Here is a 20167-nt window from a genome sequence, read left to right as displayed (position 1 = left end):
AGTTTCCGAAGGGTCACCGGTGACCGATACGGTGGGTTAGTGACAACGGCGGCTGCACTACCGGGGCGGATCAGCGCATTCGTCCGCTGGGTGATGCGTACACCGTGGCCGCTCTTCTCGCTCAGCATGCTGCAGGCCGACATCATCGGGGCACTGTTTGTGCTCGGCTTCCTCCGCTACGCGCTGCCGCCCGAGGATCGCATCCAGTTACAGGATCTGCCCGTCTTGAACGTGGCGATCTTCGCCACGGCGCTGGTCGTCGTGTTCCTCACCGGCTTGGCCCTGACTCTGCGGCTGCTGCTGCCGGTGTTCCGGTGGCAGCGCCGCGACAACATGCTGGCCGAGGCCGACCCCGCCGCCACCGAGCTGGCCCGCAGCCGGGCGTTGCGAATGCCGTTCTACCGCACGCTGATCAGCATCGGGGCGTGGGCCATCGGCAGCGTGGTGTTCATCATCGCCAGCTGGTCGGTGGCCCGCTACGCCGCACCCGTGGTGGCGGTGGCCACCGGGCTGGGCGCCGCGGCGACCTCGATCATCGGCTACCTGCAGTCCGAGCGGGTGCTGCGGCCGGTGGCGGTGGCCGCCCTGCGCAGCGGGGTGCCCGAGAACGTCAAGGCGCCCGGGGTCATCCTGCGGCAGATCCTGACCTGGATGCTGTCCACCGCCGTGCCGGTGCTGGCGATCGTGCTGGCGGTGGTCGCCGACAAGATCTCGCTGCTGCATGCCACGCCGGAGAAGTTGTTCACCCCGATCCTGTTGCTCGCGGTGGCCGCGCTGGGCATCGGGTTGGTCAGCACGCTGCTGGTGGCCATGTCGATCGCCGACCCGCTACGCCAGCTGCGCTGGGCGCTCTCCGAGGTGCAGCGCGGAAACTACAACGCGCACATGCAGATCTACGACGCCAGCGAGCTGGGCCTGCTGCAGGCGGGCTTCAACGACATGGTGCGCGACCTGTCCGAGCGGCAGCGGCTGCGCGACCTGTTCGGCCGCTACGTCGGTGAGGACGTGGCCCGACGGGCGCTGGAGCGCGGCACCGAGCTCGGCGGCCAGGAGCGTGACGTCGCGGTGCTGTTCGTGGACCTGGTCGGCTCCACCCAGCTGGCGGCGACCCGCCCGCCCGCCGAGGTCGTCCACCTGCTCAACGAGTTCTTCCGGGTGGTCGTGGAAACCGTCGGCAAGCATGGCGGTTTCGTCAACAAGTTCCAGGGGGACGCCGCGCTGGCCATCTTCGGCGCTCCGATCGAACACCCCGACTCACCCGGTGGAGCGCTGGCCGCGGCCCGGGAACTGCACGACGCGCTACTGCCGGTGATCGGTTCGGCCGAGTTCGGCATCGGAGTGTCATCCGGGCGGGCCATCGCCGGTCACATCGGCGCGCAGGCCCGCTTCGAGTACACGGTGATCGGCGACCCGGTCAACGAGGCGGCCCGACTCACCGAGCTGGCCAAGCTGGAGCCCGGGCACGTCCTCGCGTCGGCCATCGCGGTCAGCGGGGCCCTGGACGCCGAGGCCCTGTGCTGGGATGTCGGCGAGGTCGTGGAGCTGCGCGGCCGCCGGGCGCCGACCCAGCTGGCGCGCCCCGTGCACTTGGCGGGAACGGCGGATTCGGCGCCCACCCAGGCTCGGGCCCAGGAGATGTCCGGCGAAACCATCGGCCCGGGCTACTGAGCCGGACTAGCTGCGCTTGGCGGCCTTTTTGGCCGCCGCCTTCTTGGCCGGCGCCTTGCGGCTGGTCTTCTTGGCGGGACGCTTCGCCGGACCACGCGCGCGGCGGTCGGCCAGCAGTTCTGCGGCGCGCTCGTCGGTGATCGACGCGACGTCGTCGCCCTTGCGCAGACTGGCGTTCGTCTCGCCGTCGGTGACGTACGGCCCGAACCGGCCGTCCTTGATCACCATCGGCTTGCCCGTCGCCGGGTCGGCGCCCAGCTCGCGCAACGGCGGCGCGGCGGCGCCCTGCCTGCCGCGGCGTTTAGGTTCGGCGTAGATCTTCAGCGCTTCCTCGAGAGTGATGTCGAACATCTGCTCCTCGGTCGCCAGCGAGCGAGAATCGGTGCCGCGCTTCAGATATGGGCCGTAACGGCCGTTCTGCGCGGTGATCTCCTCGCCGGAGGCGGGATCGACGCCGACCACCCGCGGCAGCGATAGGAGCCGCAGCGCATCCTCGAGCGTGACCGTCTGCAAGTCCATGGTGCGCAGCAGCGAACCGGTGCGAGGCTTGGGGCCGGTGGGCTTCTTGCCCTTCTTCGCCGGCGCGGCGCTGCCGTCGTCGTCGGGCGGTGGCTCGGGCAGGACCTCGGACACGTACGGCCCGTACCGGCCGTCCTTGGCGACGATCTCGTGACCGGTGTTCGGGTCGACCCCGAGCACGCGACCCTCCTGCGGGGTGGCGAACAGCTGCTCGGCCACCTCCAGCGTCAGCTCATCGGGGGTCAGCGAGTCGTTGAGGTTGGCCCGCTGCGGTTTGAGTTCGCCGCTGGGATCATCGGGGTCGCCGGTCACCATGCGTTCCAGATAGGGCCCATTCTTGCCGACCCGCACATACACCGGCCGGCCCTGCTCGTCGTCAAAGAGCTTGATGGAGTTGACTTCTCGAGCGTCGATGCCTTCCAGGTTGACGCCGACGAGTTTCTTCAGGCCACCGGAGCGGGCCACCGAATCGGCCACCCCGTGCTCACCGCCGAAGTAGAAGTTGTTGAGCCAGTCGGTACGCCGTTCCTGTCCCGAGGCGATCGCGTCGAGCTCGTCCTCCATCGCGGCGGTGAAGTCGTAGTCGACCAGGCGCCCGAAATGCTGTTCCAGCAAACCGGTTACGGCGAACGCCACCCATGAAGGCACCAGCGCGCTGCCCTTCTTGTGGACGTAGCCGCGGTCCTGGATGGTCTTGATGATCGACGAGTAGGTCGACGGGCGGCCGATGCCCAACTCTTCGAGGGCCTTCACCAGTGACGCCTCGGTGTAACGCGCCGGCGGGTTGGTGGCGTGGCCGTCGGGGGTGAGTTCGATGGCGTCGAGCCGCTGGCCCTGGGTCAACTGCGGCAGCCGGCTCTCCGCGTCGTCGGCCTCACCGCCGGCCAATTCGTCGACGGTCTCCACGTAAGCCTTCAGAAAGCCCGCGAAGGTGATGGTGCGACCGCTGGCCGAAAACACCACGTCGCGATTGGCTGATTGGCCGTTGATCCGCAGACTCAGCGTGGTGCCGCGCGCGTCGGCCATCTGCGAGGCCACCGTGCGTTGCCAGATCAGCTCGTAGATGCGGAATTCGTCGCCGTCGAGTTCGCGGCGCACCGCGTCCGGGGTCGCGAACGTCTCACCCGCGGGCCGGATCGCCTCGTGCGCCTCCTGGGCGTTCTTGACCTTGCGCGTGTACTGGCGCGGCGACGGGGACACGTATTCGGCGCCGTAGAGCTGGCGGGCCTGGGTGCGCGCGGCGTTGATCGCCGACTCCGACAGCGTCGTGGAGTCGGTACGCATATAGGTGATGTAGCCGTTCTCGTAGAGCCGCTGGGCGATGCTCATCGTGCGCTCGGAGGAGAACCGCAACTTGCGGCCGGCTTCCTGCTGCAGCGTCGAGGTCATGAAGGGTGCGTAGGGCCGCCGGGTGTAGGGCTTTTCTTCCACCGACGCGACGCTGAGCTGGGCGCCGCGCAGGCCCGCGGCCAGCTGCGTCGCGCTCGCCTCGTCGAGGACGGTCACCTCGTCGGCCTTGCGCAGCTGACCCAGCGAGTCGAAGTCACGGCCCGTGGCCACGCGCAGGCCGTCGACCCCGGTCAGGCGGGCGGTGAAGGTGGGCGGCTGTGCCGTCGGATCGGACACGCTGGCGTCCAGCTTGGCCAGGATGTCCCAGTACGAGGCGCTGCGGAACGCCATGCGGTCGCGCTCACGCTGCACGATGATGCGGGTGGCCACCGATTGGACCCGGCCCGCCGACAGCCTGGGGGCGACCTTCTTCCACAGCACGGGGCTGACCTCGTAGCCGTATAGGCGGTCCAAGATGCGCCGGGTTTCCTGCGCGTCGACCAGGTCGATGTCGAGGTCTCGGGGGTTTTCGGCGGCCTCGAGGATCGCCGGCTCGGTGATCTCGTGGAACACCATCCGCTTGACCGGAATGTTCGGCTTGAGGGTTTCCAGCAGGTGCCAGGCGATGGCTTCGCCCTCGCGGTCACCATCCGTGGCCAGATAGAGCTCGTCGACGTCCTTGAGCAGGCCCTTGAGCTCGGTGACCGTGCTCTTCTTCTCGGGGCTGATGATGTACAGCGGTTCGAAGTCCGCGTCCACGTTCACCCCGAGGCGGGCCCACGGCTCCGACTTGAACTTCGCGGGCACGTCGGCCGCGGCCCGGGGGAGGTCGCGGATGTGACCGCGCGACGATTCGACGATGTACCTGGAGCCCAGGTAGCTGGCCAGTTTGCGCGCCTTGGTGGGCGACTCGACAATCACGAGCCGCCGCCGGCCGCTGCCGGTGTCCTTTAGTTTCGGGTCAGCCAACTGCCCTTACGCTCCATCCCTGATTGGTCCCCCCGCGAGACCACCTGCAGGAAGAATGACAGGTCGGCATCGAAAATTCCGGTGAAACTCAGGTACGCGACCGTTCCTCCGCCCTGCGGCACCTGACAATTTCGCACCCTTGGGCGGGCCCACGCAAACCGACCTTCGCGAAGACGACGGAAAGCCAATGCGATTTCGGGTGCTGTCCGCCGGCTAGACGCGGGGCCACCGCGATAACGCCTCGGCGCCGTCGGGCGGCTCCCCCACGTTCTCTACCAGGCGCGATAGCCTGCGACGTCCGCTGATCCGCAGCGCCGGCCGACCGCCACGGGTGCCGATCAGGGTGGGCGCGATCCCGACGCGCATCAAAGCGGACGCCAGCGGCGAGTGCATGTCCGGCGCGTGGGGATCCAATGCCAGCAGGTAATGCTCGCCCTCCGGGTTGCCGGCCGCCAGCGTCCACGCCCGCAATTCGCGTGGCCCTGGCAGCCAGCGCGGCGGCACCGTCTTGACGGCACCGCGCGTCCATTCGCTGGCCAGCGTCCTCAACGAGGGGTCCACAGCCGTCCGCACCAACGGGGTGTCCTCATCGGTCCGGCTGATCTCGGCCACCAGGCCGGCCTCCCGGATCATCTCGGCCAGCGCCGAGGCCCGCCAGGACTGATCCACGACCACCGACAGCCGGGCACCCGCGACGGGATTTTCACCGGTGGCACCCACGGTGACGATCTGCCCGGACGCCGCCAGCACCCCGGAAAGATCGGCGACCGCGGGCGGCACCGACTCCGCTGTAAAGAAGGAAAGCTGGCTCACGCCCCCGACAGTAGGCCAGCGGGCCGGTCCGCGTCTTGAGGCAACCGGCGCGGCGTACCGGGCCAACCGCGATGCGCCCCTGGTCGTGGCAGTAAAAGAGGAAACCCCCCGGCTGGACCCGCTGGGCGGGTCTGCACGGGGGGTATCCGTTCAGGTCTGCTCTGTCTTAGACGGAGCGGACTCCGGTGGCCTGGGGGCCCTTAGGGCTGTGGCCGATCTCGAACTCGACCTTCTGGTTTTCTTCGAGGGTGCGGAAGCCCGAACCCTGGATCTCCGTGTAGTGGACAAACACATCGGCGGAACCGTCTTCAGGAGCAATGAACCCGAAGCCCTTCTCCGCGTTGAACCACTTCACAGTTCCCTGTGGCATCTCTCGATCTTTCCTTTTCTTCTGGGTGCGGGGCATCGCCTTTCGATGTCCCGGGCCTGGTACGACCGCCATACCTCGCTGAGTCGCCGGAACTTCACCCGACCGATTAACCTCGCAGGAACCGCGGCCGCAACGTCGATCCTGCGAAAGTTTTACACGAACACAGAAGCTGCGACCGCAAATAGTCAACCATGTTCATCGCGTCGGCGACAGACTTGTCTCTCCCGCCGATTTGAAGGCCGATAGCCAGGCCGATTTCACGATGGATCCACCGGAGGAGTGAGATGGCGAGTTTCGGCAGCGACCTGCTGGTCGCCGCACTCGCCGGAACCGCGTCGGACGAGCATCCGCTGCGCCATGTCGCCGAGCTGCCACCGCGCAGCGGACGGCCGCTCGACTGGCCGGCCTGGGCCGAGTCCGACGTGGTCAGCGCGTTCGCCGCGCGCGGGATCACCTCACCCTGGTCGCATCAATTCGCGGCCGCGGACCTGGCGTACGCGGGCCGTCACGTGGTGCTCAGCACCGGTACCGCGTCGGGCAAGTCGCTGGCCTATCAGCTTCCCGTCCTCAACGCGTTGGCGACCGATCCGCGGGCCCGGGTGCTCTATCTGTCGCCGACCAAGGCGTTGGGCCACGATCAATTGCGGGCCGCGCACGCGCTCACCGCGGCCATTCCGCGGCTGCATGACGTCGCTCCCACCGCCTACGACGGTGACAGTCCCACCGATGTCCGACGCTTCGCGCGAGAACGTTCGCGGTGGTTGTTCTCCAACCCCGACATGATCCATTTGTCGATCTTGCGCAATCACGCCCGCTGGGCCGTCCTGTTGCGCGGTCTGCGATTCGTCATTGTCGACGAATGTCATTACTACCGTGGGGTTTTCGGCTCCAACGTGGCGATGGTGCTGCGCCGCCTGCTGCGGTTGTGCGCCCGGTATTCGTCGTCGCCGACGGTGATCTTCGCCAGCGCGACAACGGATTCGCCGGGCGCGACGGCCGCCGAGCTGATCGGGCTGCCGGTCGAGGAAGTCACCGAGGACGGTTCGCCCCAGGGCGCCCGGACGGTGGCGTTGTGGGAGCCCGCGCTGCGCGCCGATCTGACCGGCGAGAACGGCGCGCCGGTGCGACGCTCCGCCGGTGCCGAGGCGGCGCGGGTGATGGCCGACCTGATCGCCGAGGGCGCTCAGACGCTCACGTTCGTGCGATCGCGCCGCGCCGCGGAATTGACCGCGCTGGGCGCCCAGGCGAGGTTGGACGACATCGCGCCGCAGCTGTCCCCGACCGTGGCGTCGTATCGGGCCGGTTACCTCGCCGAGGACCGCACCGCGCTGGAGCGCGCGCTGGCCGAGGGCCGGTTGCGGGGCCTGGCGACGACCAACGCGCTGGAGCTGGGCGTGGACATCGCCGGGCTGGACGCGGTGGTGCTCGCCGGTTTCCCCGGAACGGTCGCCTCGTTCTGGCAGCAGGCCGGCCGGTCCGGGCGGCGCGGGCAGGGCGCACTGGTGGTGCTGATCGCCCGCGACGATCCGCTGGATACCTATCTGGTGCACCACCCGGCCGCGCTGCTGGACAAGCCTGTCGAGCGGGTGGTGATCGACCCGGCCAACCCCTACATCCTGGGTCCGCAGCTGCTGTGCGCGGCAACCGAACTACCGCTGGACGAGGCGGAGGTGCGCACGTTCGGCGCCACCGAGGTGGCCGACGGCCTGGTCGATGACGGGTTGCTGCGGCGGCGCGGCGGCAAGTACTTTCCGGTGGCCGGCCTGGAACCGCATGCCGTCGTAGACATCCGGGGTTCGGCGGGCGGCCAGATCGTCATCGTCGAGGCCGACACCGGAAGGCTGCTGGGCAGCGCCGGTGCCGGGCAGGCACCGGCCACCGTCCACCCCGGCGCGGTGTATCTGCACCAAGGTGACAGCTACGTGGTGGACTCCCTGGACATCGAGGAAGGCATCGCGTTCGTGCACGCCGAGGACCCCGGTTACGCGACCTTCGCGCGCGAGATCACCGATATCGCCGTCACCGGCACCGGCGAGCGCTTGATGTTCGGAGACGTCACGCTAGGTCTGGTGCCGGTCAGGGTCACCCATCAGGTGGTGGGTTATCTGCGTCGCAGACTCTCCGGGGAGGTGATCGACTTCATCGAATTGGACATGCCGGAACACACCTTGGCCACTACCGCGGTGATGTACACGATCGCCGGCGATGCGTTGCAGCGCAACGGTATTGAGGACACGCGGATCCCCGGAGCGTTGCATGCCGCCGAGCATGCGGCGATCGGGCTGCTGCCGCTGGTGGCCAGTTGCGATCGTGGCGACATCGGCGGTCTGTCGACCGCGGTCGGGCCCGACCCCCTGGGTTTGCCCAGCGTCTTCGTCTACGACGGATATCCGGGCGGCGCGGGGTTCGCCGAACGGGGCTTTCGCCAGGCCCGCACCTGGCTGGGTGCGACAGCAGCCGCCATCGAAGCATGCGAGTGCCCCCGGGGGTGCCCGTCGTGCGTGCAGTCCCCCAAGTGCGGCAACGGCAACGACCCGCTTGACAAGGCAGGCGCGGTGCAAGTGCTGAAGCTGGTCCTCGCAGAGTTGGCGCAGGGGCCACGGGAGCGCAAACCCGCCGATGACGACCGACCCCTCGACGGTCGATTCACTGGGTTCGTCTTGTGACGCCTACGCCAACAACGCATTTCCTGCTGCTCAAGAAATGGCGGCGTGCTGTCGCACGGTTCAGAGATAATCGGGTTGTGCGCCGCCCGCAATCCCGACGATGCGGGCGCAGCAGGAAAAGTTACCAAGGCCGCGACGGCATCGCAAGCACTGCTGACGCCGCCCGGCGGACATCGATGCCTGGGGCCTTCGGCGCCGGCGAAACCGCCCGCACTCCCCTGGACCGGTCGGCTCGCCGGTAAAATCGGCCGCATGGCCCACGACTGGTTGCTCGTGGAGACACTCGGGGGTGAGCCCACGGTGGTGGCGCAGGGCCGCCAACTCAAGAATCTCGTCCCCATCACCACATTCCTGCGCCGCAGCCCCTATCTCGCCGCGGTTCGCACGGCGATCGCCGAATCGGTGCAGACCGGCCAGGCCCTCACCAGCATCACGCCCAAGCGGGACCGCATCATTCGCACCGAGCCGGTGGTCATGTCCGACGGCTTCATCCACGGCGTTCACGTCTGGACCGGCCCCGCCGACGTCGAGCCGCCCGAGCGGCCGATCCCGGGGCCGCTGAAGTGGGACCTGACGCTGGGCGTGGCCACCGACACTCGCGAATCGCTGCTCAACAGCGGGAAGAACCCTGAGGTGGAAGTCACATTCGGCAGGGCCTTCGCCGAGGACCTGCCGTCGCGTGAGCTCAATCCGAACGAAACCAAGGTGCTGGCCATGGCGGTCAAGGCCAAGCCGGACCAAACACTGTGCAGCACCTGGGATCTCACCGACTGGCGAGGCGAGTCGATCCGGATCGGTTTCGTCGCACGCACGATTCTGGAACCGGGACCCGACGGCCGGGAGCACTTGGTGGCGCGGGCGATGAACTGGCCATCCGAACTGAAGGGCCCGGAGGTTTCGACCGACGTTCTCGCGCAACGAATCCTCAGCGGCCTAGCCCAGGCCGGGGTGCACCGCGCGCTGATCGACCTCAACACCTGGGCCCTGCTGAAATGGCTCGACGAGCCGTGCCCCTTCTACGACTGGCGCAGCAGTGAGACGGGCAAGCCCAGGGTTCATCCCGACGACCACGACTTGATGGCCACCATGACAAGGGAATTCAGCGGGGGCGCCACCAGCCGGGTGTTGCGGATGCCCGGGCATGACGGGGATTGGGTCCCGGTGCACGTCACCGTCAACCGGGTGGAACTGGAGCCGGATGCGTACGCCGGGCTGGTGTCCTTGCGGCTGCCCAGCGACGACGAGCTGGCCACCGCGGGGTTGTCGCCAAGCCCCGACGCCGCACCCTAATCGGATTTCTCAGTCACCGGCCCCGCCCGCGCCGCGGCCCTTGCCGCACCGCCGAAGGCGACCGCAACCCGCGCCGTGACTACGACGTCGAGACCATCCACCGCACAACGGATGTCGTCGGTTCGCATCTGGCGGGCCAGGCCCGCGGCACTTGCGCAGGCCGCATCCGCTCCGGAACTCAACCGCGCCGCGGCCGCCAACGCGGCCAGGTCGGCCACCGCCTGGGCGCGGTGCCGTGCCACGACCGCCGAGCCCAGGTACGCACCTGCACCGGTCGCCGTCAGCAGGACCACGATCATCCAGGCCGCGACCAGGGTGGCAGATCCTCGCTCACCGCGAAGGTTCGGCCGCCGAGACCGCGTTGGCTGCAATGTCGATGGTGGGCAACAGCTTCGAATGCGCGACGACGGTGGCCACCAGGTAACCGCCGTCGCGCCGCAGGTCGACCCGTGCACCAGCGGGCGCGAGCTTGCGCGCGGCGGCCACCGCTGAGCGTTGGTCGCCGCGGGCCGCCAGCCGGGCGGCCTCGCGGGCGGCGTCGATGCAGCGCACCTGCATCGACACCGCGGTGACTCCGGCCAGGCACAGCACCAGCACCACCACGAGCGCGGCGATACCCAGTGCGGCCTCCACGGTGCTGGAACCCGCACCGTCGGCTACACCTTGGTGTTCAGCGCACGACCGATGATGCTGGTCAGCGCCGAGACGATGGAATCGCCGGTGACGACGGTGTAGAGCACCGCACCGAAAGCGGCTGCCGCGATGGTGCCGATGGCGTACTCGACCGTCGACATGCCCGACTCGTCGGCCGCCAAGACGGCGGCTCGTGTGCAGAGGTCGCGAATCATCTTGATCATCAATGTGTTCCTTTCGTCTCACAGCAGGCCCGACTGCAGAACATCACCGGCCAAGCCGGCCACCACCGGGACGATGCCCAGGCAGACGAACGCCGGCAGGAAGCACAGTCCCAACGGTCCGGCGATCAGTACGCCGGCCCGCTCGGCGACGGCGGCTGCCGCGTGCGCGGCGCCGTGGCGAGACTCCTCGGCCAACTCGGTGACGCCATCGGCCAACGCCGCCCCCGAGGACGCAGAACGTCGGGCCAGCCGCAGCAGCGCATCGATCTGCGGGTCCGTCGAGTTCTGCGGACCGGACGGAATAGACCATGCGACAGCGGGATCGGCGCCTAGCGCGAGCAGGTCGGCGGCGCGACGCAGCACCCTCGCCAGATCCGGCGGTGCAGACGGGGCGGTGGCCGCCGCGGCCGTCGACACGGCCATGCCCGCCGCCAGGCACACGGCCAGCACATCCAGGCAGGAGGCGACCGCCAGCGGATCGGGGCCGCGCGCCGGTGCCGAGCCTCGCAGGGGTCGGCCGCCCCGCGCAGGCATTCCGGCGCGGCTACGCACCAGTGAAGGGCCCGGGCCGATGCAGAGTGCCGCGGCCAGCAGCACCGCCGCCAGGTTCATGCGCCGCCCTGCCCCGCAAGCGGGCCCGGGCACATCCCACTGGTGGTGGCCTGGCCCCACCTCATCGCATCGCTGCGCATCGTCGCCGCCGCGCTCACGACGTCACCCGATCGGCGATGCGGTCCGACCACAGCAGACCGACGCAGGTCAGCGCCGACCCGACGAGCAACAGCCAGCCACCCGCGTGCCCGCCCAGTAGAAAGCCCAACGGCCGAGCCCCGATCAGTTGGCCAAGCAGCACGCCAAGCACCGGCAGCGCGGCCAGTATCGCCGCGGTTGCCCGCGCACCGGCCATGCTCGAGGACACGCGGGCCGAGAACCGTTGGCGCTCTGCGATATCGCGCTGGGCCGCACGCATCAGGGTGGCTATTCCCAGCCCGTTGTCACTAGCCAGCCGCCAGCACAGCGCGAGCCGCTCCCATTGCATGGGCAGCGCCGAGCGGCTGGCCGCGGCTGCCAGTCCGGCCGCGACGTCGGCGCCCAGCCGGGCGCGCGCCGCCACCGAGCGCAGCGATACCGCGACGGCGCCGGCGGTGTCGTCGGCGGCGACGCAGAACGCGCGCACCGGATGCGAGCCGGCTCGCAATTCACCGACCAACACCTCGAGCGCGGATTGAAGCGCGTGGCCCTCAGCTGCCGCGCGCCGGATGCGGCGTCGTCGCCGATACCGCAGTCCCGCGGTCGCGCCCACGATCGCAACGCACAGGACGGTCGTCAGCGGCAGCGCGATCACGGCGATGCAGCCGATACCCGCGGCGACGCAACCCGCCCCACCGGGCCCGATCGTCGGAAGGCGCGGGTGCCGTGACGGGGACAGTCGTCGCCGCGCGGAGGGCCGAACCGCGATGAGCGCGAGCGCCACCAGCACAGCGCCGGTCAGCGGGCCATTCACGCCGGCATCCTGCTGTGCACCAGGCGCTGCAGTTGCGGGGCGGCGGCCGTCATCCCCCGATCCGCATGCCACACGGTGACCGCGCTTACCTTGCCCTGATCATGTTGCAGCGCAGCGATTTCGCTGAGCCGGCGTCGGCCGGCGCGGTCGCGCTCGACATGCAGCAACACCTGCACGGCGGCGGCGAGTTGGCTGTGCAGCGCGGCACGATCGAGGCCGCCGAGCGCACCCAAAGCTTCGAGGCGGGCGGGAACTTCGGCGGGGTTGTTGGCGTGCACGGTTCCCGCGCCGCCGTCGTGGCCGGTGTTCAGGGCGGCCAGCAGGTCCACCACTTCGGCGCCCCTGACCTCGCCGACCACGATGCGGTCGGGCCGCATCCGCAGCGCCTGCCGGACCAGCTGACGTACCGGCACCTCGCCGACGCCTTCGATGTTGGCGCACCGGGCGACCAGCTTCACCAGATGCGGGTGGCGCGGCGCCAGCTCCGCGGCATCCTCGACGCAGACGATCCGTTCCGTCGGCGGCACGGCGCCCAGCATCGCGGCGAGCAGCGTCGTCTTTCCGGCCCCGGTACCTCCGCTGACCAGGAACGCCAGCCGGGCTTCGATGATGTCGGTGATCAGTGCGGCGGCCGCGGGGTCGATCGCACCGGCGGCGATCAGGGCCGCCAGATCCTGACTGGCCGGCCGCAGCACACGCAGCGAGATGCAGGTGCCCGCGGCCGCCACCGGCGGCAGCACCGCGTGCAACCGCACGGCGAACCCTCCGGCGCCAATGCCGGTCAAATCGCCGTCCACCCAGGGTTGCGCGTCGTCCAGGCGGCGGCCGGCGGCCAGCGCCAACCGCTGCGCCAGCCGCCGCACCGCGGCTTCGTCCGAGAATCGAATCTCGGTGCGTCGCAGGCGGGTGCCGTCGTCGACCCACACGGCGTCGGGTGCGGTGACCAAGACATCGGTCGTCCCGTCCGCGCAGAGCAGCGGGTCGAGGATGCCGGCACCGGTGAGTTCGGTCTGCAGCACCCGGAGGTTGGCCAGCACCTCGGTGTCGCCGAGCATCCCACCGGACTCGGCGCGGATCGCGGCGGCCACCGCGGCCGGCCCCAGCGGGCCGGCCTCGCCTGCCAGTCGCTCGCGGACGCGGTCGATCAGCGAACTACTCACGCCGCCTTACCGTTCTGTCGCGTCCGCCGCCGCGCACCGGCCGGGGGGAGGACGCCGAGCACCTGGCGCGCCGCCACCGCGAGGGCCGAGCGCCGCCCCAACCGCAGACCGCCGCGATCGATCTGCTCGGCGAGTTGCGGCTGCGCTTTGATCGCCGCCAGCAACGGCAGGCCCGCGATCTCGGAGATTTCGGCCGCCCGCAATCCCGCGGGCGACGGCCCCCGCACCACCAGGCCGACATTTGGGTTCGTGGCCGCCAGGATCTGGGCCAGGGCGCCGGTCGCCGCGCATGCACGCACGTCACAGCGGCTGACGACGACCACCAGGTCGGCGGCGTTCAGCGCGGCTTGGGTCGCCTCGGTGAAGCGACGGGGCAGGTCGCAGATCACGCTGACCGCGCCGCGCCTGCCGGCGTCGACGAGAGCGTGCACCGGGGCGGCGTCCAACTCGTAACCGCGCCGCGTGCCGGACAGCACGCTGACTCCGCGGTGCCGTGGCAACGCGTCGCGGACGGCCGACCAGTTGAGCCGCCCACCCTGTAACGCCAGATCCGGCCACCGCAGCCCTGGCGTGGTTTCGCCGCCGAGCAACAAGTCGAGGCCGCCACCCCACGGGTCGAGGTCCACCAAGAGCGCGTCGGTGGCGGCCTGCGCCAAGGCGACCGCAAACAGGGAGGCGCCGGCTCCGCCGCAACCCCCGATGACGGCGACCGCGTGGCCACGCGACCCGTCGTCGCGCGACGATTCGGCGGCTTCGGCGAGTGCGCCGACCAAGTCCGCTTCCTGCTCGGGCAGCCGCAGCACGTGCTCGGCACCGACCCCGACGGCGGCCGCCCACGTCGTCGTCTCCGGTTCGAGCACAGTCAGCACGGTCACGTGATCGCGGCGCGGCAGTGCCCATCGCCCGCAGCGCGCCGCCGACCGTGCGTCCAGCACGACGGCCGCGGCTGCCGCCCAACTCTTGCGGCTGACCGGAGACGCGTCACTGGCATGCACCACTCGGACGCCGGCGGCGGCCGCCACCCGGTCCACCTCGGCGCGCAGTTCGGGCTCGGCCAGCACCGCCAACACGCCCGCCGAACCCGTCACATCCGCACCGGAACCGCTAACCACCCGACCACTGTGCGTGGCCGTGACCTTGGCACGACAGTCCCAAACCCAGATTTGTGGATAGAGACGCGAGTGTGCACAAACGCGCCGCGAGGGCACGCCGTCAGCGACGGCGGACACACTTCCCGCAACGCACCGAGAGCTGAGCCTGGCGTCGTGCGGCGAGAACAACCGACGGTAGAAATGGGACGACCCCCGCCAGGGGGGGAGGAGGCGAGGGTCGTCGTGCATCAGCCCCGGGGGGTCGGGCTGATACACCCTCGGCTCAAAGCCGAGTAATGCTTACTATACACATGACAAGCCGGAGTAACGCAAGAGCTCGTTTACTGAAAAGACAGCTTGAGCCGCGAAAACACTGCTCCGCAGGAAGACCCGGACCCTGAGCGGCCATTTCCGGTGCGGGGTCGCCGCCTCGCGGGACCGCCGACCTATGCTGGGTCGGTGACCGTCTTCGACCCCACCGCGGAACAGTCGGCCTCGAACCAATCAGCGGCAACCACCGCCCCCCACGCCCGCACGGCGGCCTTCTTCGACCTGGACAAGACCATCATCGCCAAGTCCAGCACCCTGGCGTTCAGCAAACCGTTTTTCAACCAAGGCCTGCTCAACCGCCGCGCCGTGCTCAAGTCGAGCTACGCCCAGTTCATCTATCTGCTCTCGGGTGCCGATCATGACCAAATGGATCGGATGCGCGCGCACATGACCAATATGTGCACCGGCTGGGACGTCGAACAGGTCAAGTCGATCGTCAACGAGACGCTGCACGACATCGTGACTCCGCTGGTGTTCGCCGAAGCCGCCGATCTGATTGCGGCCCACAAGCTGTGCGGGCGTGACGTCGTGGTGGTGTCGGCTTCGGGAGAGGAAATCGTCGCCCCGATCGCCCGGGCCCTGGGCGCCACGCACGCGATGGCGACCCGGATGGTCGTCGACGACGGTCGGTACACCGGAGAGATCGCGTTCTACTGCTACGGCGAGGGCAAGGTGCAAGCGATCCGCGAGCTGGCCGCCCGCGAGGGTTACCCCCTGGAACACTGCTACGCCTACTCGGACTCGATCACCGATCTCCCGATGCTGGAGTCCGTCGGCCACCCCAGCGTCGTGAATCCCGACCGCGGCCTGCGCAGGGAAGCCGTGGAACGCGGCTGGCCCGTGATGTCGTTCTCCAAGCCGGTGTCGTTGCGCGACCGCATCCCGGCGCCGTCCGGCGCCGCGATCGCCACGACGGCCGCCGTGGGCATCAGTGCGCTGGCCGCCGGAGCTGTCACCTATTCGTTTTTGCGCCGCTACGCGTTCTGAACCCAGCAGCGCCCGCCAGCAAACTGGTTAAACGCGCAACACAAAACGGATTCGGCGCTATTCGCAATTGGGCCTTGCTGTGCTAGGGGTCTAGTAGTACAAAGGAACCACGGAAGCCCGGTGAGGCCAAGGTCGATCCGGAAGAGAAGGTTCGTTCTCCCGACCCGGGCGCCCAGCACGGTGCTCGGCACCCACGCGGAGTCATAGCCGCGAAAATGGCAGAAGTGTTGCGGGCCTGCGAAATTGCGAAGTGCAGACGGTCTGGACGGCCCTTTGGGTGGGGTCGCAACCATAAGCGTCGTGAGATCGCCGAGGCCAACCCACGCAGCCCCGAGATGCACGCTTGGTAACCGAGTCCCGTGCTAGCGGGCGGCGAACCGAACATTCGGATCGTCGCCCGCTCTGCATGTCTGCGGCCGTTTTTCCGTTGGCACTCTCCCGGGTATCGGCAACCACAGCTATCGGTTCGACATCGAGTCGGCGATCGACACGGCCTCTTGCGCACCGGCTTTCATCGCACGGCAACACAGCACCAGCCAGGCTCCCACGCCCTGCGGCGTGCCCTCGGCGAACTTCTGCGCCGCGTCGCGATACGCGGCGGGCTGGCGCATCCAACTCACCTCCGGCACACCCAGCCCGTGCGGGTCCAGCCCACTGGCGATCGTCACCAATCTCGCCACTGCGCGCGCCACCACGCCGTCCGCGCTGCCAAAAGGCTTGAGCGCCAGCAGTTCGCCGTGGGCGACGGCGGCGACCACCGGCGCCGGAACTTCGGTGCGGCCACCCACGATGTCCGCCAGCAGTGCCAGACGCGACTTCACCTCCGCGTCGGGCCGCGGTCGGCCCAGTCGATCCTGGTCGGCCAGGTCCGCGGCGGCCAGCATGTGCAAGCGCGCCAGCGCCTGCAGGGGGGCCCGCTCCCAGGTCCGCACCAGCGGGCCCTCGCCGCCCTCCAGCTCCTGGGCGACCCGCAATGCCCCCCCGAACACCGGATCACTGATCTGCCCGGCATCGGCGAGATCCTCCAGCCGAACCGGGCCGCCGTCCAGCACCGATGACGCACGGGCCGCCCGCAGGGCCGCCTCGGCGGCGGTCACCGGCCATCCGCGCAGGTTGGCGCGGTGGCGGTGGGCACGCCCGAGCGCGTCGCGGGCGCGGTCACTCGCCTCGGCGACGCCGGGCAGTTCCATCAGCGGGGCCAGCGGGTCGGCTGTCACAACTTCACAACCTATCCCCGGGGGATTCCGGCGCACGCGGGATGGCATCCAGCAACTGCTGGGTGTACTCGTGCTCGGGATCGGTGAACAGCCGCTCGGCGGGCGCGTGCTCCACCACGCGGCCCGTCCGCATGACCAGAACATCGTCGGCGATCTGCCGGATCACCGCCAGGTCGTGGCTGATGAACAGGTAGGCCAGGCCCAGTTCGGCCTGCAGGTCGACGAGCAATTCGAGTATCTGCGCCTGCACCAGAACGTCGAGCGCCGAAACTGCCTCGTCGCAGACCAGGACGTCTGGACGCAGCGCGAGCGCCCGCGCGATAGCGACCCGCTGGCGTTGGCCGCCCGACAACTCACGGGGCAGCCTGCTCAGCACCGACGACGGCAGCGCCACCTGGTCGACGAGTTCGCGCACGGCCTTCTCACGGTGCGCGCGGTCGCCGACGCGGTGAATGCGCAGGGGTTCCTCGATGGCGCGAAACACCGAGTACATGGGATCCAGGCTGCTGTAGGGATTTTGGAACACCGGCTGTATGCGCCGGCGAAAGGCCAGCATTGCGTCCCGACCCATCGCGTCGGAGATCCGCGTGCCATCGAAAACGACTGTGCCCGAAGTGGGTTGGAGCAGGCCTAGCGCCATGCGGGCCACCGTCGACTTTCCTGAGCCGGACTCGCCGACAATGGCCAGGGTGCGCGCCCGTTGCACCCGGAACGACACCGCGTCGACGGCGCGCAACTCGTCACGCCGCCACGGCGCGCCGTGCGAATCCCGGTAGACCTTGATGAGATCCGAGGCGACGAGGATGTCATCGGTCCGGGTGGCCACCGGCCGGCGCCGGCGTGCGAGTGACGGGGCCGCCGCCACCAACCGCTGCGTGTACTCGTGGTGCGGATCGCGCAGAATGCTCCGCGCGGCACCGGATTCCACCACGACGCCGCGGTGGACGACGAACACCCGCTCCGCCCGTTCGGCGGCCAGCGCCAGATCATGAGTGATCAGCAGCAGCGCGGTGCCCAGCTCGTCGGTGAGGCTCGCCAGGTGATCGAGCACCTGCCGTTGCACCGTGACGTCCAGGGCCGACGTCGGTTCGTCGGCGATCAGCAGCTGGGGGCGGCCCGCCAGCCCGATGGCGATCAGCGCGCGCTGGCACATGCCGCCCGACAATTGATGCGGGTACTTACCGGCCTGCTTCGCCGGGTCCGGCATGCCGGCCTGCGCAAGCAATTCGACCGCCCGGCGTCTGTTCCGGCGCCCATCGGTGTTGGCCCGCAACGCTTCTGATATTTGAAAGCCGACCTTCCAGACGGGGTTGAGGTTGGTCATCGGGTCTTGAGGCACGTAGCCGATGCGGCGCCCTCGGATCGACCGCAGTAGCCGCCGATCGGCGGAGGTGATGTCGATGCCGTCAAAAGTGATGCGGCCAGCCGTGATTCGACCCCCCGGGGACAGCAGCCCGAGGATCGCGGCGGCGGTGGTGGACTTCCCGGATCCCGACTCGCCGACGACGGCGACGGTCTGGCCGCGCAGGACGCTCAGGTCTACCCCGGCCACCGCGGGGCTGTGGTCGCCGAACCTGACCTCCAGGCCCTCGACCGTCAACAGTGGCTCACGTGTGGTCATGCGCGCCTCGCCCGCGAGGCCGGATCCAGGGCGTCGCGCAGGGCGTCGCCCATCATCATGAATGCGAGCACCGTCGTCGCCAGCGCGCCCGCGGGATAGAACAAGATAGGGGAACCGGCCCGCAGCCGCGTCTGGGCGAGGTTGATGTCGCCACCCCAGGACACCACCGAGGTGGGCAGCCCGACGCCGAGGTAGGACAGTGTGGCCTCGGTGACGATGAAGGCCCCCAACGCGATCGTGGACATTGCGATCACCGGTCCCACCGCGTTGGGCAGTGCATGACGCAACAGCGTCTGAAACCTGCTCAGCCCCAGTGCTTTGGCCGCGAGCACATAATCACTGCCGCGCACCTCCAGTACCGCGCCACGAGCGATCCTGGCTATCTGCGGCCAACCGAACAAGGCCAGGATCGCGATCACCGTCCACACCGTGCGATGGTGCAGAACCTGCATGAGGACGATCGCGGCCAGCAGCAGCGGCAGCCCGAAAAAGATGTCTGTGACGCGAGAAACGACGGCATCAAGCCAGCCTCCGTAGAAGCCGGCCAACGCGCCCAGCGCCCCGCCGACGAGGAAGACCAGCAGAGTCGCGCCCAACCCGACGGTCACCGACGCCCGCGTCCCATAGATGGTGCGCGCGTAGATGTCGTGGCCCTGCAGATCGGTGCCGAACCAGTGCGCCACCGAAGGGCCGCGCAAGCTTTGGCTCGGATCGGCATAGCCGGGGTCGGCGTGGGTGAACAACGAGGGATACAGCGCGACAAGAAGAATGAGGAGGATCAGGACGGCGGCGACGACGAACTTCGGACGGCGGTAAAGCTTGCGCCAGGTCTCGGCCCAAAAGCTCTCAGCCATAGCGGATCCTCGGGTCCAGGGCTGCATAGAGCAGATCCACCACCAGGTTGGTGACCAGATAGATCAGGACCAGCACCGTCACGATCGACACCACGGTCGGCGCCTCCTGCCGGGTGACGGCCTGGTAGAGCACGCCGCCGACGCCATGAATGTTGAAGATGCCTTCGGTCACAATGGCTCCCCCCATCAGCGCACCCAGGTCGGCACCCAGAAATGTCACCACCGGGATCAGCGAGTTGCGCAGGATGTGCACGGTCACAACCCGTGGGCGCGACAACCCCTTGGCAGTTGCGGTGCGGACATAGTCGGCCTGCGCGTTGGCGGCCACGGCGGATCGCGTCAACCGTACGATGTAAGCGAATGAGACGGAGCCCAGGACGATTCCGGGAAGCAGCAGGCGCGCGAACGTCGCCCGTTCGCCGACGGTGACCGGCGCGATGCCCAGCTTGACCCCGAACAGGAACTGGGCCAGGAAACCGAGCACGAAGATCGGGATCGCGATGATGATCAGCCCGGCGATCAGGACGGTGGCGTCGAATAGTCCTCCCTGGCGCAGCCCGGAAATGACGCCGAACCCGATGCCCAGCACCGCCTCCACGACCAAAGCGATCAACGCGAGCCGGATCGTGACCGGAAAGGCATGTGCCAGCACGGAGCTGACCGGTAGGCCGGAATACGCGCGGCCCAGGTCACCGTGCACAACGCCGCCCAGATAGCGCAGGTACTGCACGAGGAACGGATCGTCGAGGTGGTAGCGCGCCCGGAGCGCGGCGGCCACCGCCGGAGTCAGCGGGCGGTCTCCGGCGATGGCCGCCAGGGGGTCGCCGGGCAGCAGGAAGACCATGCCGTAGATCAGCAAGGTGGCGCCCAGGAAGACGGGCACCATGACGGCGATCCTGCGCGCGACATACCAGCCCATGTA

Annotated in this window: 17 protein-coding genes and 1 pseudogene; 4 read left to right on the top strand and 14 right to left on the bottom strand. The window is 69.1% G+C overall.

What is annotated here, in order from left to right; translation table 11 throughout:
• Positions 1-39: 39 nt before the first annotated feature.
• On the top strand, positions 40-1668 hold the full coding sequence (locus AC5Y4H_RS01010; protein ID WP_499977786.1) for an adenylate/guanylate cyclase domain-containing protein: 1629 nt from the start codon (positions 40-42) through the stop codon (positions 1666-1668).
• A gap of 6 nt (positions 1669-1674) precedes the next feature.
• Here the strand turns inward: AC5Y4H_RS01010 and topA are convergent, their stop codons facing one another.
• From topA to cspA, 3 genes are all read right to left on the bottom strand, one after another.
• A complete protein-coding gene (gene topA / locus AC5Y4H_RS01005) occupies positions 1675-4485 on the bottom strand; it encodes a type I DNA topoisomerase (protein WP_499977784.1) in 2811 nt (936 codons plus the stop codon).
• A gap of 213 nt (positions 4486-4698) precedes the next feature.
• Entirely contained in the window at positions 4699-5298 is a 600-nt protein-coding gene (locus AC5Y4H_RS01000; protein ID WP_499977781.1) for a hypothetical protein, read from the bottom strand.
• Between the two features lie 166 nt (positions 5299-5464).
• Positions 5465-5668 carry a cold shock protein CspA gene (gene cspA, locus AC5Y4H_RS00995; protein ID WP_007166602.1) on the bottom strand — a complete coding sequence of 68 codons (204 nt, stop codon included), beginning with the start codon at positions 5666-5668 and terminating at the stop codon, positions 5465-5467.
• Between the two features lie 284 nt (positions 5669-5952).
• On the opposite strand from cspA, the gene AC5Y4H_RS00990 reads away from it, so the two are divergent.
• Both AC5Y4H_RS00990 and AC5Y4H_RS00985 read left to right on the top strand, forming a co-directional pair.
• Positions 5953-8334 carry a DEAD/DEAH box helicase gene (locus tag AC5Y4H_RS00990; RefSeq protein WP_499977778.1) on the top strand — a complete coding sequence of 794 codons (2382 nt, stop codon included), beginning with the start codon at positions 5953-5955 and terminating at the stop codon, positions 8332-8334.
• A 252-nt stretch (positions 8335-8586) separates the two neighbouring features.
• On the top strand, positions 8587-9624 hold the full coding sequence (locus AC5Y4H_RS00985; protein WP_499977776.1) for a PAS domain-containing protein: 1038 nt from the start codon (positions 8587-8589) through the stop codon (positions 9622-9624).
• Here the strand turns inward: AC5Y4H_RS00985 and AC5Y4H_RS00980 are convergent.
• The 7 genes and pseudogenes from AC5Y4H_RS00980 to ssd all read right to left on the bottom strand — a co-directional run bounded on the left by AC5Y4H_RS00980 (position 9621) and on the right by ssd (position 14206).
• Positions 9621-9995 (bottom strand): Rv3654c family TadE-like protein, encoded by a 375-nt coding sequence (locus tag AC5Y4H_RS00980; RefSeq protein ID WP_499977775.1) that lies wholly within the window; start codon positions 9993-9995, stop codon positions 9621-9623. The genes AC5Y4H_RS00985 and AC5Y4H_RS00980 overlap by 4 nt on opposite strands.
• Positions 9964-10257 (bottom strand): annotated as a pseudogene (locus tag AC5Y4H_RS00975) (TadE family type IV pilus minor pilin); the annotation flags it as partial. The gene AC5Y4H_RS00980 and the pseudogene AC5Y4H_RS00975, both read right to left, overlap by 32 nt.
• Positions 10258-10280: 23 nt before the next feature.
• Positions 10281-10481, bottom strand: a complete 201-nt coding sequence (locus tag AC5Y4H_RS00970; protein ID WP_499977772.1) for a DUF4244 domain-containing protein — start codon at positions 10479-10481, stop codon at positions 10281-10283.
• Between the two features lie 18 nt (positions 10482-10499).
• On the bottom strand, positions 10500-11093 hold the full coding sequence (locus tag AC5Y4H_RS00965) for a type II secretion system F family protein (RefSeq protein ID WP_499977771.1): 594 nt from the start codon (positions 11091-11093) through the stop codon (positions 10500-10502).
• A gap of 94 nt (positions 11094-11187) precedes the next feature.
• A complete protein-coding gene (locus AC5Y4H_RS00960) occupies positions 11188-11985 on the bottom strand; it encodes a type II secretion system F family protein (RefSeq protein WP_499977769.1) in 798 nt (265 codons plus the stop codon).
• Positions 11982-13145, bottom strand: coding sequence for a TadA family conjugal transfer-associated ATPase (locus AC5Y4H_RS00955; protein WP_499977768.1), 1164 nt, complete (start codon positions 13143-13145; stop codon positions 11982-11984). Before AC5Y4H_RS00955 ends, AC5Y4H_RS00960 begins: the two co-directional genes overlap by 4 nt.
• On the bottom strand, positions 13142-14206 hold the full coding sequence (ssd, locus tag AC5Y4H_RS00950) for a septum site-determining protein Ssd (protein WP_499978117.1): 1065 nt from the start codon (positions 14204-14206) through the stop codon (positions 13142-13144). The genes AC5Y4H_RS00955 and ssd overlap by 4 nt, the downstream gene beginning before the upstream one ends.
• A 489-nt stretch (positions 14207-14695) precedes the next feature.
• Here ssd and AC5Y4H_RS00945 point away from each other — a divergent pair, with 489 nt between their 5' ends.
• Entirely contained in the window at positions 14696-15553 is an 858-nt protein-coding gene (locus AC5Y4H_RS00945) for an HAD-IB family hydrolase (protein WP_499977767.1), read from the top strand.
• A gap of 458 nt (positions 15554-16011) precedes the next feature.
• Here AC5Y4H_RS00945 and AC5Y4H_RS00940 read toward each other — a convergent pair whose 3' ends face one another.
• The 4 genes from AC5Y4H_RS00940 to AC5Y4H_RS00925 are packed head-to-tail and all read right to left on the bottom strand — an operon-like array spanning position 16012 to position 20164.
• Positions 16012-16770: an oxidoreductase gene (locus AC5Y4H_RS00940; protein ID WP_499977765.1), complete on the bottom strand. Its 759-nt coding sequence runs from the start codon at positions 16768-16770 to the stop codon at positions 16012-16014.
• Between the two features lie 4 nt (positions 16771-16774).
• Positions 16775-18391, bottom strand: a complete 1617-nt coding sequence (locus AC5Y4H_RS00935) for a dipeptide ABC transporter ATP-binding protein (protein ID WP_499977762.1) — start codon at positions 18389-18391, stop codon at positions 16775-16777.
• Positions 18388-19245 carry an ABC transporter permease gene (locus tag AC5Y4H_RS00930; RefSeq protein ID WP_499977760.1) on the bottom strand — a complete coding sequence of 286 codons (858 nt, stop codon included), beginning with the start codon at positions 19243-19245 and terminating at the stop codon, positions 18388-18390. The genes AC5Y4H_RS00935 and AC5Y4H_RS00930 overlap by 4 nt, the downstream gene beginning before the upstream one ends.
• Entirely contained in the window at positions 19238-20164 is a 927-nt protein-coding gene (locus tag AC5Y4H_RS00925) for an ABC transporter permease (protein ID WP_499977758.1), read from the bottom strand. The genes AC5Y4H_RS00930 and AC5Y4H_RS00925 overlap by 8 nt, the downstream gene beginning before the upstream one ends.
• Positions 20165-20167: the final 3 nt, after the last annotated feature.

It is taken from the genome of Mycobacterium sp. NGS58, assembly GCF_059812385.1.
Note: the sequence above shows the minus strand (reverse complement) of the source record. Positions and strands in the feature narration are given on the sequence as shown.